The organism is Kumtagia ephedrae (assembly GCF_003012745.1).
Taxonomy (GTDB): Bacteria; Pseudomonadota; Alphaproteobacteria; order Rhizobiales; family Rhizobiaceae; genus Kumtagia; species Kumtagia ephedrae.
Genome location: NZ_PXYK01000026.1, coordinates 51,549 through 65,453, shown reverse-complemented (window position 1 = coordinate 65,453; position 13,905 = coordinate 51,549). Strand labels below are relative to the sequence as shown.

The window sequence follows — 13,905 nt, the reverse complement described above, 5'->3', positions numbered from 1 at the left end:
AATGGCAATTCGCCGACACCTCCCGCTCAGGGCTGCAGGAGCAGTCGAGCGGCGCGAACAGGCTGGATTAACGTTTCGGCAATGTCCTTGAACCGATGCTGAACGCGGCGGCGGGCTCCCGTTCAGCCGCCCCGGCCGACAATGGGTTCCTCATTCGAGGGGAGTGTCCCATGCCTGTTCTGCGTCTTGCCGTCGTCCTTCTGATGGCCCTGGTCTTCGGCATCCTGATGTCGCGGCTTGTCGGGTTCGACATCGATCCGCTGGAGACGCGGTCGACCGCGCTAACCCTCTGCGATTCCGCAGGGCGAAGGCCGTGCCCGTGACACGGCCGCCCATGTGCATATCGGCAAGGGCGGGCTCGCTTCCGGAAAGCGCCGTTGATAGGGTGCGGCCGACGTCGACAAGGGGAGGGAGACCATGGCCGCCAGCGACTACTACGAAATCCTCGATCCGCGCTTCCGGCGGCTGTTCAACGGCAGCGCCCATGTGGAGAAGCTGTTCACCGGCTGCCGCTGGGCGGAAGGTCCGGCCTGGTTCGCCGCCGGGCGCTATCTCGTCTGGTCCGACATCCCCAACAACCGCATGCTGCGCTACGACGAGACCGACGGCCATGTCAGCGTGTTCCGCAGCCCCTGCGGCAATTCCAACGGCAACACCGTCGACCGCCAGGGCCGTCTGGTCACATGCGAGCATTCCGGCCGGCGCGTCAGCCGCACCGAGCATGACGGCTCGGTCGTCACCATCGCCGACCGCTGGCGCGGCAAGCGCCTGAACTCGCCCAACGACGTGGTGGTGAAGTCGGACGGCTCGATCTGGTTCACAGACCCGACCTACGGCATCGACACCGACTACGAGGGCGACAAGGCCGAGAGCGAGATCGGCGCCTGCCATGTCTACCGGGTCGACCCGGCGAGCGGCGAGGTCGAGGCGGTGATCACCGACATGGTGCGGCCGAACGGCATCGCCTTCTCTCCCGACGAGAGCAAGCTCTACGTCGTCGACACCGGCCGCAGCCATGGTGACGAGAACCCGGCGCATATGCGCGTCTTCGATGTCGATGACGCCGGGAAGGTCTCCGGCGGCGCCGTTTTCGCCGACTGCACCGCCGGGTTTTTCGACGGCTTCCGGCTCGACACCGAGGGGCGCATCTGGACGAGCGCGGCGGACGGCATCCACTGCTATCATCCCGACGGCACGCTGATCGGCAAGGTCAAGGTGCCGGAGGGCGTGGCCAACTGCGTGTTCGGCGGCGAGAAGCGCAACGTGCTTTACATCTGCGGCACCACCTCGCTCTACATGGTCCGCCTGATGGTCAACGGCGCCAAGACCTACTAGGCACCGGACCGGAGGTCGAAAGGCAGCGTCAGTAGCTGCGATGCCTTTCGCCCTGGGCGCCGCCGAAGGCGGTGCGCGATATGGGGCCCCGCTCGGCCGTCACCGGCACGCGGGCGCCCGGGGTCGGGCAGAAGCCGGCTTCGTAGGCGCGGATGGCGCAGGGCGGACCGTAGATGTCGGCGCCGCTGTCGGCCGTGCATGCGGCGATCGCCGGCATCGCCGAAAACGCCGTCAGGAAGAGAAACCGCCGCATCTGCCGACTCCGTTGTCGATTCGAGGCGACGGGTGTTTCAGCTTTCGCGTCGAAAGTCACGTCACGCCGTCGTGACGGCCGGCCGCGCGGGACAGGTAGGAGCCGGGACGGATCAGGCGCCGAGCGCCGCCTTCACCCTCTCCGGCAGGAACGGATAGTGCCGCAGCCGCACGCCGCCGGTGAGCCGCGCCACGGCGTTGGCGATTGCCGGCCCGGTCGGCGGAAGCCCGACCTCGCCGATGCCGGCCGGCTTGTTCTCGGGGGTCGGCGTCACCCTGACGTGGATCTGCGGCATCTCCGACATGCGCATCACCCGGTAGGTGTCGAAATTCGATTCCTGGACTTCTCCGTCGACGATGTTGATCTGCTCGTAGAGGGCGTGGCTGGCGCCGTGCACGATGGCGCCGGCGACCTGCGCCTCGATGTTGAGCGGCTGGACCGCCACCCCCGGATCGACGACGCACCAGACATTGTGCACCCGGATCTCGCCGCTCTCCCGGTCGAGCGACACCTCGGCGACCTGCGCGCAATGCGCGCCGAAGGCGTCGGTATAGGCGAGGCCGAGCGCCCGGCCGTCGCGCGGGCGCTCCCACTCCGCCATCGCCGCGACGGCCCCGACGACTTTTTGTGCGCGCGGCTGGTCGCCGAGCAGTTCCAGGCGGAAGGCCACGGGGTCGACACCCTTGGCGGCGGCGACCTCGTCGATGACGCATTCGACGCCGAAATTGTTCTGGCCATAGCCGACGGCGCGCCAGAAGCCGACGTCCCTGCCATTGTCCTGGCGGATGAACTCCACCAGATGCGTGGGGACGCGGTAGTTGAAGATCGTGCCGTCGGTGACGACCGTGTCAAGGCCGCCGTCGCCTGCGAACATCTCCGGCATGGTGCGGGCGAAGATCGAGTCCGCCGCCACGCGATGGCGCCAGCCGACGATGTTGCCGGCCGCGTTGAGGCCGACCTCGACGTGCTGCGCCGCGAGCGGCCGGTATTTGCCGTGCCGGACGTCGTCCTCGCGGCTCCAGATCACCTTGACCGGCCGGCCCTCGACCTCCCTGGCAAGCGACACGGCGTCGATGATGAAGTCGGCCTCGGCCCTGCGGCCGAAACCGCCGCCGAGCAGCGTGGTGTGCACCTTGACCTTGTCCGGCGTCGTCCCGGCGGCCTCGGCGGCAAAACCCTGCGTCGCGGTCGGTCCCTGGGTCGGTGCCCAGACCTCCACCGTGTCGCCCGCCACCAGCGCGGTGGCGTTCATCGGCTCCATGGTCGCGTGGTGGACGTGATCGGTGACGTAGTCGGCGGCGATGACATGCGCCGCGCCGGCGATCGCGGCGACGGCGTCTCCCTCGCTGTGCGCGGCGACGCCCGGCTGGGCAAGATCGCGGCCGGCGTCGCGGTAGGCTTCGGCGAGGCGGCGGCTGTCGTAGCGCCGGACCCGCGAGGAATTGCTCCAGGTGACTTCGAGCAGGTCCCTGGCCCGCCGGGCGGCGTCGTAGCTCTCGCCGATGATGCCGACGCCGTGAGATAGCGGAACGATTCTGGTGACGCCCTTGACGGCGCGTGCCGCGGCGTCGTCGATGGCCTCCGGCTGCTCGCCCGGAACAGGCGCCCGCAGTACCGTGCCGTAGAGCATGTCCGGCAGCTCGACATCGATGCCGAACCGTGCCGAGCCGTCGACCTTCGCCGGCACGTCGATGCGGCCGATATCCATGCGGCCGATGTAGCGGCACCGGTCGATGGGCTTCAGGTCGGCCTCTGTCGCCTCCGGCAGCGGATCGGGAAGCTCGCCGGTCGCGGCGATCTCGCCATAGCCCAGCGAGCGTCCCGACCGCGTATGCACCACCCTGTTCGGTTCGGTGGTGAGCTCGCCCGCCGGCACGTTCAGCCGGGAGGCGGCGATCGCCAGCATGATCTTGCGCGTCTGCGCGCCCACCAGGCGCAGCGGCTGGTAATAGCCGCGCATGGTCTCGCTGCCGCCGGTGAGTTGGATGCCGTAGAAGCCGGGATTGCCGTATTTCTCCGCGTCGGACGGCGCCTGGACGATGCGGACCTTGTCCCAGTCGGCGTCCATGTCCTCGGCGATGAGCAGGGGCAGCGACGTCATGACGCCCTGGCCCATCTCCGAGGCGGGGCAGATGATGGTGACAATGCCGTCGGCGCCGACAGTCACCCAGACATTGGGCTTGAAGCCGCCCGCCGCCGCCGCCGCGGTTTCGGCGCCGAGGGCAGGGGAGGGCAGGCCGCCGAATGCCACTGCGATGCCGGCGCCGCCGACCGTGAGCAGAAAGCTGCGCCGCGACAGGGCGGTGGTGCGAAGCTCGAATGGTTTCGTCATCGCTCAGGCCTCCTGCGCGGCGCGCTCGATGGCGCTGATGATCCGCCCGTAGGTTCCGCACCGGCAGATGTTGCCGTCCATGTGCTCGACGATCTCTTCGCGGGTCGGCTGCGGATTGCTTGCCAGAAGCGCGGCCGCCTGCATGATCTGGCCCGATTGGCAGTAGCCGCATTGCGGCACCTGCTCGGCGATCCAGGCCTGCTGCAGCGGATGGCTGGCATCCGCCGAGAGCCCTTCGATCGTCGTCACCTGGCTGCCGGCGACATCCTGCAGCAGCGTCTGGCAGGAGCGCACCGGCGCTCCGTCGACATGAACGGTGCAGGCGCCGCAAAGCGCGATGCCGCAGCCGAACTTGGTGCCGGTGAGCTTCAGATGCTCGCGGATCACCCACAGAAGCGGCGTGTCGGGCTCGGCGGCGACGTCGACCTTTCGGCCGTTGATCGTGAACGCGGTCATGAATGCGTCTCCTTGAAGCTGTTTGGCTTTAGGCTATCGGCTTTCGAGATAGGCGATGATCGCCGCGTGCCGGGCCGTATCGGGCATGGCGACGGTCATCGTGGTGTCCGGAACCATCCGGCGCGGCGCGAGAGGCGTCGGGAGCGCGGCCGCGGCGGTTGGCGGCATGCCTGCTTGGCTCCCGGGCATGGCGCGGGTATCGCCGTAGGCAGATGGTTCATCAGGCAAGGCATCGCTCGCGGAAAATCAACGCGGCCCACGATAGGGGCACGGTGCCGCACGACCAATTCTGCAACGTCTGGCTTTTCTTCGCGATCGTCCGGAATTTCGCCTTACCGGCGCCGAGACGTTCTCGCGCTGCCGGCGGTCCGACACGATCCTGGCTGAGCGTGCCTCTTGCTCCCGGGGAAGGCGAGCCCGCCAGGGCCGCGGTCCCGAAATCAGCTGTTCAGGTGATTCAGGTGGCGAGGGCCCGCGTCGCTGCCGTTCACGGAGACCGGCGCGGGCATCTTACGACCATGTCCGTATTGCCGCGGCGTACACCCCATCACCCTCTTGAAGGCGGTGCTGAAGGCGCTTTCGGATTCATAGCCGAGGGACAAGGCAATCGTGGAAACCGGTTCGCCGGAGTTTTCCAGCCTGTCCCCCGCCAGCAGCATTCGCCAGCGCGCCAGATACTCCATCACGGTTTCGCCGGTCATCTCCTTGAATTTCAGGGCGAAGATCGACCGCGACATGCCGGCTCGCCCGGCCAGCTCCCGCAACGTCCAGCGATGAGCCGGATTGGTGTGGATGGCGGTGATCGCCGCGCAGAGCTGCCTGTCGGCCAGGGCGGCGAACCATCCGGAGCCGCCGTTCAAGCCTTTTTCCAGATGCAATCTCAGGGCCTGGACGAGCATCATGTGGGCGAGGTGCTGCGCGATCAGGTAGCCGCCGGGCTGCTGTTCGTGCATCTCCTGCATCATCCGCTCCACGGACCAGCGAAGCGCCGCTTGTTCCGACTGTCTGCGGATGTGCACGATGGGCGGCAGCATCCGCAGCAGGATTCCCGCGTGATTGCCGCGGACGGCGAAACGGCTGCCGGCCAGGAACAATCCTCCGCCGTCATTCACCGTGACGACGCCGCCGGGCCGCCGGGGAGGAAAGACCGTCTTGGCGTCGACCGGGGCCAGTGCCATGTCGCTGGCGAGGCGGAACGGTCGCCCGCTCGGCAGAACGAAGCAATCTCCCGCTTCCAGGCGCACCGGCTCCGAAACGCCCTCCACCGACAGCCAGCAGCCGCCGGAGACGACGGCGTAGCATTTGATCGTGTCGTGCTGATCGGAAAACCGGATCGACCATTCTCCGCCCGCGTCGAAACCGGCCGACAGATGGCTGTGAGGCTTCAGCAGCGACAGCACGTCTGAGAGTGGGTCCAATGGGTCTCCCCGGACGACTGCGTAGGTGGCCGGACCTTATCGCATGATAGGGCCCGCACGATCGAGTAACATAATCTTTAGGAAGGCCTCGGCCGGCGTCGGAGCGACCGGGAAAGCGAACTCGTCCGCCGGCGATCCGTCGTCGGGAGGCGGCACCGCGATGCTCGCGGAATGCCGCCGCCAGCGTGCGCAACGCCTCGCGCGATCTGGTGTCGGTGAGCGTGGAGTGCAGCACGATTTCGGACGATGGCAGGTCCGGCAGCCCGAAGCGCTGGCCGACCTCCACCGTACCGGGAGGCGCCAGCCGGCATCGGCCTCCTTACCCGCCGCAGAAACGCCTGGACGGCAAGCGCTCAGGTGGTCTGGCCGCCATCCACGGTGAGCACGGTCCCCGTGATGTGGCGCGCGGCGGGACTTGCCAGGAAGGCCACGGCGGCAGCGATGTCCTCCGGCTGGCCATAGCGGCCAAGTGGGCTGAGAGAGCGCTGGAAGTCGGCGGAGGCGCCGTCGGCCGGGTTCATGTCGGTATCGGTCGATCCCGGCTGGACCAGGTTCACGGTGATGTCGCGCGACCCGAGTTCGCGCGCGAGGCCTCGCGTGAACGAGTGCAGCGCGGATTTGGTCATGTAGTACACCGTGCCCGTGTCGCCGACGATGCGTTCGGCGCCGGCCGAGCCGATGGTGACGATGCGCCCGCCTTGCCTGAGATACGGGATGGCGGCCTGCGACGCGAGCACGGGCGAGCGCACGTTGACGTTCAGGAGCGCATCGATGCGATCCACGCTGACGTCGGCGATCGCGTCGTAAAGCGCGATCGCGGCATTGTTGACGAGAATGTCGAGCCCGCCGAGCGCCTTGGCGGCCTGTTCGACCGAGCGCTTGACGGCCGCCGGATCGGCGCTGTCGGCCTGGATGGCAAGGGCCTTGCGGCCTTTCTCCTCGATCGCCCGGACGACCTCGGCGGCGCGATCGGCCGAGCGCTCGTAGGTTATGGCGACATCCGCGCCTTTGTCGGCAAGTGCCAATGCGATGGCGGCACCAATGCCGCGCGAGGCCCCCGTTACGAGGGCGCGTCTTCCATTCAGGTCGGTCATGATCAGCCTTTCTGTATCAATCGACACAGAAATAGCTAGGAACGTTGCCGCGCGGCGTCAATGGATTTATATATCGATTGATGCAGAAATCGGACGAGACACGGCAGACTGGAGAGGCCGCCTCCGCTCGCGGCCGCGGCAGGCCGCGCGGCTTCGACCGGGAGGCGGCCTTGGCGCGGGCGACCCGCCTGTTCTGGAGCAAGGGCTTCGAGGCGACGTCGATCGCCGACCTCACCCAGGCGATGGGCATCGGATCACCGAGCCTGTACGCGGCATTCGGCTCGAAGGAGGCGCTTTATGCCGAGGCGTTGCGGCACTACCGCGAGAACTACGATAGGTTTGCGTGGGCGAATTTCCGCTCCGCCGGCACCGCCCGCGAAGCGGTCAGGTCGCTTCTGATGGATTCGGCCGCGGCCCTGACCGGCTGTCTCGCCGACATCCCGCGCGGTTGCATGGTGACCCTCTCGGCGGTCGGCAGCGAGGGCCATGCGGAACTCGGCGACCTTGTGAGAACCGCCCGCGCGCAAACGCTCGACCGGCTGAAGGCGCGCCTGCAGCAGGCGATAACGGAAGGCGAGATTGCGGCCTCGACCGACGTCCACGCGCTCGCCCGCTTCGTACAGACCGTCCAGAACGGCATGTCGATCCTCGCCCGCGACGGCGCCAGCCGCGGCGAACTGGAAGCGGTGGCCGAACTGGCGATGCTGGGCTGGGACGCCCGCGCCGGAGGGACATGATCTCCCGTATCGGCCGGGGCGCAGCCGCCGTGGCCGTTGCCTGGCAATGGCGGCGCACTGCAGGCTCGGCCGGCAGGTCGACGTCGGCCATCTACTGCGGCGAACGGCGAATTTCGGCCTCCAGGGCGTCAAACGCTTCGTGCAGCAGATCCACGATCGGGCGCCGACCGCCCTCCCGGCTGAAGGCGTCGGTCGACAGGCGCATCGCCCCGATCGCGAGCATGGCAACGAGCCTGAGGCCGGTTTCCCGCTCAGGGGCCGGCCATCTTTCCCGCAAGGCCGAAAAAAGAGCCTTCTCCTGACGGACATAGCTGGCCTGCTTTCGAGCCTGAACGGCGTCGCTGGAACGCATCAGACGGTCGATGGCGATCATGTCGTCGGCGGGAACAAGGGCACAGACCTTCACGGCCGCATCCCGGATCGCGTCGAGAGGCTGCTTGTCGCGAGGCACGTCCCGCAACGCGTCGAGCAGCATGTCGCTCACGCCGCTCTGCAGGGATAGCAGGATCTCGTCCTTGGATTTGAAGTAGTAGAAGAACGTCCGCCGGGAAATGCCCGCCGCCGCCGCGACCTCGTCGAGCGTCGTTCCTTCATAGCCCTTCTCGATGAACAGGCGAATTCCGGCCTCCGTGATGCGTTGCAGCGTCTCGCGGCGCTTGCGCTCCCGCAATCCTTCGCGGGGAGCATCCGGCCGGCTGTTTGTCCTCATCCCATCAGTCTCTTGAAAAATTACACTGAGTGCGATAATAATTTTACACCAGGTGCGATTTTATGAAAAGGCAACATCATGGCAAGGTGGACGACATCCGACATTCCCTCGCAGCAGGGCCGCTCGGCGATCGTCACCGGTACCGGAGGGCTCGGGTTCGAGGATGCCTCGGCATTGGCGCGCGCCGGCGGCGAGGTCATCATCGCGGGCCGCAACCCCGGGAAGGGCGCAGCCGCCGTCGCGAAAATCCGGAATGACGCACCGGGTGCGAATGTGCGCTTCGAGAGGCTCGACCTGGCGAATCTCGAATCCATCGCGGATTTCGGCGAAAGGCTGCGGCGCGAAAGAGATGGTCTCGATCTTTTGATCAACAATGCCGGCGTGATGGTGCCGCCAACGCGGCAGCAGACCCCGGACGGTTTCGAGCTGCAGCTCGGCACCAACTATCTCGGCCATTTCGCACTTACGGGCCAGCTCCTGCCGCTCCTGCGCAACGGCAAGGCCGCGCGGGTGATCACGCTTTCGAGCATCGCTGCCCGGAACGGGGCGATCGACTTCGACGATCTGAATGCGGAGAAGACCTACAGGCCGATGCCGGTTTACAGCCAGTCGAAACTGGCCTGCCTCATGTTTTCCTTCGAGCTGCAACGCCGGAGCGAGGCCGGCGGGTGGGGCGTCGCCGGCATCGCCGCGCATCCCGGCCTTTCCCGCACCGATCTTCTCCACAACGCCCCGGGCCGCTGGAGTGCCGCCGGCATGGCGCGCACCTTGCTGTGGTTCCTGTTCCAGCCGGCAGCGCAGGGCGCTCTCCCCACGCTCTTTGCCGCGACGTCGCCAGACGCCAAAGGCGGTGCCTATTACGGCCCGGACCGGCTGAGCGAAGGGCGGGGATATCCGGCCGAAGCGAAGATACCGCCACAGGCGCTCGACACCGCGGCCGCCGCACGTCTGTGGGACATCTCGCAACACCTCACCAAGGTGGCCTTCTGACGAACTTGGCGGCGTTTGTTGACGGAAAATCGTTCTCAACGGGCTGGACCGGCGGCCTCTGGCAGGCCGAGAACGATGAAACGCGGAACTCCATCTACGCCCTAACCCTCCATGAATGACGACAATCTTCCAAATCAGCCGGTTTCGGCCGTGAAATAGCCCGCCTGCGCGATGTCCGTCAGAAGATCGGGCCCCGTGGGCCTCCAGCCGAGACGGGCTCGGGTCCAATCGCTGGAGGTGCGCTGGTTTATGGATGCAAAGCCGAAGAACCAGTCGAAGTGCTCGCGCGCCTCTTCTTCCGACAACGCCACGCAGGGAACGCCGAGCCCGTTCGCGATCGTTTCCGCGATCTTCCGAAACGCGACGCCCTGTTCGGCCACCGCGTGGTATGTCTCGGCGCTCGCGTCGCGTTCGACAGCAAGCCGATAGGCACGGGCGGCATCGTGCACATGCACCGCCGGCCAGGCGTTTTCGCCGTCTCCGATATAGGCCGATCGCCCGTTCCGCCGTGCGATGTCGATCAGCATCGGGACAAAGCCATGGTCGCCCTCGCCATGCACGGATGGAGGCAGGCGCATGACGCTCGTCGGGATGCCGCGATCAGAAAGAGCCTTGGCCGCCGCCTCGGACGCCCGGGGATAAGTGTCCGAAGGCGGGAAAGCTGGATCGGCTTCGACCGCGACAGGACCCGCCGCATCCAGGAAGGCGACACCGGCCGTGACGACGAGTGGTTTATTCGTGTTTTCGATAGCTGCGCCGAGTGTCCCGATCGCGATTCGATCGATCGCGCACGCTTCGGCAAAACGTGAGAAATCATGCACGAAGCCCGTATGAATGACCGCATCCGATATCTCGGCGCCCTGACGGAGCGTTTCAGGCACTTCGAGGTCACCGCGAAGGACTTCCGCGCCTATCTTTCCGAGCCCGTCCGCGCTGCGGTCGGAACGGGCAAGTCCCAGAACCTGGTGCCCATGCGCAAGCAGTTCCCTCACAACGGCTGCGCCGACAAATCCCGTTGCGCCGGTGACGAACACTTTCATGGCCAATCTCCTTCTTGTTCCGGGAGAGAATATCGACCAAACTCTATCCTGTTAAAATATGTGTGTTTATACCGGTATAATGACTGACAGGCTGAACATCATCGACGACGGGAAACGCCTAGGGGCGTTCCTGAAGGATCGTCGGCAGCGGCTTGACCCCGCCGCGCTTGGTTTCGGAGGCCGCCGCCGGACACCGGGTCTTCGGCGGGAGGAGGTCGCCCAACGGGCTCACATCAGCACGACATGGTACACGTGGCTCGAACAGGGGCGCGGTGGCGCACCGTCGCCGCGCGTGCTCGACAGCCTTGCCGAAGCGCTCATGATGACCGAAGCGGAGCGCGAGCATCTGTTCCTGGTCGGCATCGGTCGTCCACCGAAGTCCCACGCCTCTGCGCGCGAGGGCATCTCGTGGCGGCTGCAACGATTCCTCGACGCCATGCCGATGATCCCGGCGACCGTCGCGACCTCGACCTGGGACATCATAGGCTGGAATCGCGCAGCGCAACTCGCTCTCACGGACTACGAAGCGCTGCCTCCCGGCGAGCGGAACATCTTGCGGCGGATGTTTCTCGATCCAGCGACCCGCGCCGCCCAGCTCGACTGGGAGCCTGTGGCGCGGTTTCTGGTCGCAACCTTCCGCGCGGAAACCGCTCGCGTGGGCGAGGCCGAGCGGGCCGCGGAGCTCGTCGGCGAACTTTCAGGCAAGAGCGACGAATTCACCCGCATGTGGATAGAGAACGACGTGCAGGCCACCGGGGAAGGGGCGAAGACGATCCGCCACGCGGCGGTGGGGGAGATCACCTTCGAGTTCTCTTCCTTCGCGATCGATGGCCGGCCCGACCTCAAGCTGATGGTCTATAATCCGGCGGGCGAGGTCGACTTGAAAAAGATGCGTCAGCTGTGCAGTCCGGACGGAGCGGCATAGCCGCGACATATCTGGCTATGGTGGCCCACGGTGCCCTGGCGGAGAGAGGGGGATTCGAACCCCCGATAGAGTTTCCCCTATACACGCGTTCCAGGCGTGCGCCTTAAACCACTCGGCCACCTCTCCGCGCCGTGCCGGCTGAGCCGGTCGGACGCCGGGCTCATCTAGTCGATCTCGCGGCCGATGCCAAGCCGTGTTGTGCCGCCACGATGACGCGGCGGCGCGGCCGGCGAGCCGGCGGGTTCCCGGGCACCGCGGCGGCCGATCGTTCGGGCCGGGAGCCGAGGAGCATTCGCCGGCGCGGTCGGCCCTGCCGCCTCTTTGCGATGCCGGCAGCGTGAATCCGTCGCGCCGCATTGAAGCCATGGGAGATGAGGAATATCTCTGCGGTGCAAGCGATGCCCGGGCCAGCATGATACGGTTTTTGTTCCGCCTGTTTTCCATGTTCGCGCTGTCGGTGGCGGTGATCCTGGCAGTGCTCGACGCCACGCGCTCCATTGCCGCCTCGGCGCTCGTGCTGACGCCGCTTGCGGCCAGCTGGGCCGCCGCCGCACCGGCGAGCCTCGCCGCCGCCGAGGCGAGGGTGGCCGAAACCCTGCATCCGCTGGTCTGGGACGTGCTGGTCGTGCCGATCCTCAGCCTGCCGGGCTTCGTCGTCTTCGCCGTCCTCGCCCTGCTGCTTTACGCCGTCGGCCGCCGCCCGCGGCGACCAACGGCCGATTGGGCCGTCTGACCACATCCTGAAGGAAACGATCCGAATGTTCTTCCTGAGCGACATGCTGAACAAGAAGCTGACGCTGCCGAAACCCGGCGAAGCGCTGCCGGGGCGGATGAAGCCGATACCGACAGCGACCCGGCACTACGTCTCGAAACGTCCGCTCAAGGGTCCCTATCCCGACGGGCTGGAGACGGCGCTGTTCGGCCTCGGCTGCTTCTGGGGTGCGGAGCGCATGTTCTGGCAGATGGACGGCGTCTGGGTGACGGCGGTCGGCTATGCCGGCGGCATCACGCCCAACCCGACCTATCAGGAGACCTGCACCGGGCTGACCGGCCATACGGAGGTGGTGCTGGTCGTCTTCGATCCCAAGATCGTCTCCTATGCCGACCTGCTCAAGGCGTTCTGGGAGAACCACGATCCGACCCAGGGCATGCGCCAGGGCAACGACGTCGGCACCACCTACCGCTCGGCGATCTACAGCTTCGGCGAGGCGCAGCATGCCGCCGCGACCGCATCGCGCGATGCCTACCAGGCCGCGCTCGCCGCCGGCGGCGGCGGCAGGATCACCACCGAGATCGCGCCGGCCCCGGCGTTCTATTTCGCCGAGGAGGAGCACCAGCAATATCTGGCGAAGAACCCCTACGGCTACTGCAACCTGCGCGGTACCGGCGTGTCCTGCCCGATGCCGCGGACGACCGCCTGAACCGGCCCCGGCGGCCCTGACGCAACGTTTTCCAAACGGTCAAGATTCTTCGTGAATTTTGCCCGGCGCCATGCCAGAGTGGCCGCCAAGCGGACGGGGTTCCGTCTGCCGCACGCCGCGGGCGTCCGGGTTCGGGAGGGCCTCGGCGGCGTCAACCAAAGAAAAACCGACAGGGTGTGGACCACATGAAGCGTATTCTCATAGGCCTCCTGGCCGCAGCCGCCTATGCCGTCCCGGCATTCGCGCAGGACATCAAGCCGGCGATCATCTACGACCTCGGCGGCAAGTTCGACAAATCCTTCAACGAGTCGGCCTATAACGGCGCCGAGAAGTTCAAGACCGAGACCGGCATCGAGTACCGCGATTTCGAGATCCAGAACGACGCCCAGCGCGAGCAGGCTCTGCGCAAGTTCGCCGAGGACGGCAACAACCCGATCGTCATGGCCGGCTTCTCCTGGGCGGCGGCGCTGGAGAAGGTCGCGGCCGACTTCCCCGACACCAAGTTCGCCATCATCGACATGGTGGTCGACAAGCCGAACGTCCGCTCCGTCGTCTACAAGGAGCAGGAGGGCTCCTATGTGGTCGGCGTGCTCGCGGCGCTCGCCTCCCAGTCGAAGAAGGTCGGCTTCGTCGGCGGCATGGACATCCCGCTGATCCGCCGCTTCGGCTGCGGTTATGTCGGCGGCGCCAAGGCGGCCGGCGCGACCGACGTCATCCAGAACATGACCGGCGACACGCCGGCGGCCTGGAACGACCCGACCAAGGGCGGCGAGATCGCCAAGTCGCAGATGGACCAGGGCGCCGACGTGATCTACGCCGCGGCCGGCGGCACCGGCGTCGGCGTGCTGCAGGCGGCGGCGGATGCCGGCAAGCTCGGCATCGGCGTCGATTCCAACCAGAACGGCCTGCAGCCCGGAAAAATCCTCACCTCCATGGTCAAGCGCGTCGACGTCGCGGTCTACAACGCCTTCACCGACGCCAAGGACGGCAAGTTCACCGCCGGCCTCAACGATCTCGGCCTCAAGGAAGGCGGCGTCGACTATGCCATGGACGACAACAACAAGGACCTCGTGACCGCCGAGATGAAGGCGGCCGCCGAGAAGGCCAAGGCCGACATCATCGCCGGCACCATCAAGGTGCACGACTACATGTCGGACAACGCCTGTCCGTATTGATCGGCCATCGTTTCGACCGA

At 66.7% G+C, this 13,905-nt stretch carries 16 protein-coding genes, 1 tRNA gene and 1 pseudogene; 8 read left to right on the top strand and 10 right to left on the bottom strand.

Features of this window, described 5'->3' with window-relative positions; all coding sequences use genetic code 11:
* Window positions 1-170: 170 nt before the first annotated feature.
* A complete protein-coding gene (locus tag C7I84_RS30170) occupies window positions 171-323 on the top strand; it encodes a hypothetical protein (RefSeq protein ID WP_165816180.1) in 153 nt (50 codons plus the stop codon).
* A gap of 94 nt (window positions 324-417) precedes the next feature.
* Window positions 418-1,335: an SMP-30/gluconolactonase/LRE family protein gene (locus C7I84_RS22920; protein ID WP_106774542.1), complete on the top strand. Its 918-nt coding sequence runs from the start codon at window positions 418-420 to the stop codon at window positions 1,333-1,335.
* Between the two features lie 28 nt (window positions 1,336-1,363).
* Here the strand turns inward: C7I84_RS22920 and C7I84_RS22915 are convergent, their stop codons facing one another.
* The 7 genes and pseudogenes from C7I84_RS22915 to C7I84_RS22890 form a co-directional block, all read right to left on the bottom strand.
* A complete protein-coding gene (locus C7I84_RS22915; protein WP_106774541.1) occupies window positions 1,364-1,588 on the bottom strand; it encodes a hypothetical protein in 225 nt (74 codons plus the stop codon).
* A 112-nt stretch (window positions 1,589-1,700) separates the two neighbouring features.
* On the bottom strand, window positions 1,701-3,920 hold the full coding sequence (locus C7I84_RS22910) for a xanthine dehydrogenase family protein molybdopterin-binding subunit (RefSeq protein ID WP_106774540.1): 2,220 nt from the start codon (window positions 3,918-3,920) through the stop codon (window positions 1,701-1,703).
* 3 nt (window positions 3,921-3,923) lie between these two features.
* Window positions 3,924-4,376 (bottom strand): (2Fe-2S)-binding protein, encoded by a 453-nt coding sequence (locus tag C7I84_RS22905; protein WP_106774539.1) that lies wholly within the window; start codon window positions 4,374-4,376, stop codon window positions 3,924-3,926.
* 33 nt (window positions 4,377-4,409) lie between these two features.
* Window positions 4,410-4,544 carry a hypothetical protein gene (locus C7I84_RS30900; protein WP_280954232.1) on the bottom strand — a complete coding sequence of 45 codons (135 nt, stop codon included), beginning with the start codon at window positions 4,542-4,544 and terminating at the stop codon, window positions 4,410-4,412.
* Window positions 4,545-4,816: 272 nt separating this feature from the next.
* Entirely contained in the window at window positions 4,817-5,794 is a 978-nt protein-coding gene (locus C7I84_RS22900) for an AraC family transcriptional regulator (protein WP_106774538.1), read from the bottom strand.
* A gap of 157 nt (window positions 5,795-5,951) precedes the next feature.
* A pseudogene (locus C7I84_RS30690) lies at window positions 5,952-6,104 on the bottom strand (LysR family transcriptional regulator); the annotation flags it as partial.
* Window positions 6,105-6,147: 43 nt separating this feature from the next.
* Window positions 6,148-6,888, bottom strand: a complete 741-nt coding sequence (locus C7I84_RS22890; protein ID WP_106774537.1) for an SDR family NAD(P)-dependent oxidoreductase — start codon at window positions 6,886-6,888, stop codon at window positions 6,148-6,150.
* Window positions 6,889-6,968: 80 nt separating this feature from the next.
* Between C7I84_RS22890 and C7I84_RS22885 the strand changes: the two genes are divergently transcribed.
* Window positions 6,969-7,625, top strand: coding sequence for a TetR/AcrR family transcriptional regulator (locus C7I84_RS22885; RefSeq protein ID WP_106774565.1), 657 nt, complete (start codon window positions 6,969-6,971; stop codon window positions 7,623-7,625).
* A 91-nt stretch (window positions 7,626-7,716) separates the two neighbouring features.
* Here the strand turns inward: C7I84_RS22885 and C7I84_RS22880 are convergent, their stop codons facing one another.
* Window positions 7,717-8,334 carry a TetR/AcrR family transcriptional regulator gene (locus C7I84_RS22880; protein WP_106774536.1) on the bottom strand — a complete coding sequence of 206 codons (618 nt, stop codon included), beginning with the start codon at window positions 8,332-8,334 and terminating at the stop codon, window positions 7,717-7,719.
* Between the two features lie 78 nt (window positions 8,335-8,412).
* Between C7I84_RS22880 and C7I84_RS22875 the strand changes: the two genes are divergently transcribed.
* Complete coding sequence (locus C7I84_RS22875) at window positions 8,413-9,324, top strand: SDR family oxidoreductase (protein ID WP_106774535.1); 912 nt, start codon at window positions 8,413-8,415, stop codon at window positions 9,322-9,324.
* A gap of 134 nt (window positions 9,325-9,458) precedes the next feature.
* Here C7I84_RS22875 and C7I84_RS22870 read toward each other — a convergent pair whose 3' ends face one another.
* Window positions 9,459-10,364 carry an SDR family oxidoreductase gene (locus C7I84_RS22870; RefSeq protein ID WP_106774534.1) on the bottom strand — a complete coding sequence of 302 codons (906 nt, stop codon included), beginning with the start codon at window positions 10,362-10,364 and terminating at the stop codon, window positions 9,459-9,461.
* A 79-nt stretch (window positions 10,365-10,443) separates the two neighbouring features.
* Here C7I84_RS22870 and C7I84_RS22865 point away from each other — a divergent pair, with 79 nt between their 5' ends.
* Window positions 10,444-11,289: a helix-turn-helix transcriptional regulator gene (locus C7I84_RS22865; RefSeq protein ID WP_106774564.1), complete on the top strand. Its 846-nt coding sequence runs from the start codon at window positions 10,444-10,446 to the stop codon at window positions 11,287-11,289.
* A gap of 36 nt (window positions 11,290-11,325) precedes the next feature.
* Here C7I84_RS22865 and C7I84_RS22860 read toward each other — a convergent pair.
* A tRNA-Ser gene (locus C7I84_RS22860) sits at window positions 11,326-11,415 on the bottom strand.
* Between the two features lie 286 nt (window positions 11,416-11,701).
* On the opposite strand from C7I84_RS22860, the gene C7I84_RS22855 reads away from it, so the two are divergent.
* The 3 genes from C7I84_RS22855 (at window position 11,702) to C7I84_RS22845 (ending at window position 13,885) form a co-directional block, all read left to right on the top strand.
* The gene (locus tag C7I84_RS22855; protein WP_106774533.1) at window positions 11,702-12,022 is read left to right on the top strand and encodes a hypothetical protein; all 321 of its coding nucleotides are present in this window, start codon (window positions 11,702-11,704) and stop codon (window positions 12,020-12,022) included.
* Between the two features lie 25 nt (window positions 12,023-12,047).
* Entirely contained in the window at window positions 12,048-12,710 is a 663-nt protein-coding gene (gene msrA, locus C7I84_RS22850) for a peptide-methionine (S)-S-oxide reductase MsrA (RefSeq protein ID WP_106774532.1), read from the top strand.
* A 185-nt stretch (window positions 12,711-12,895) separates the two neighbouring features.
* On the top strand, window positions 12,896-13,885 hold the full coding sequence (locus C7I84_RS22845) for a BMP family lipoprotein (RefSeq protein ID WP_106774531.1): 990 nt from the start codon (window positions 12,896-12,898) through the stop codon (window positions 13,883-13,885).
* The last annotated feature ends 20 nt before the right edge of the window (window positions 13,886-13,905 follow it).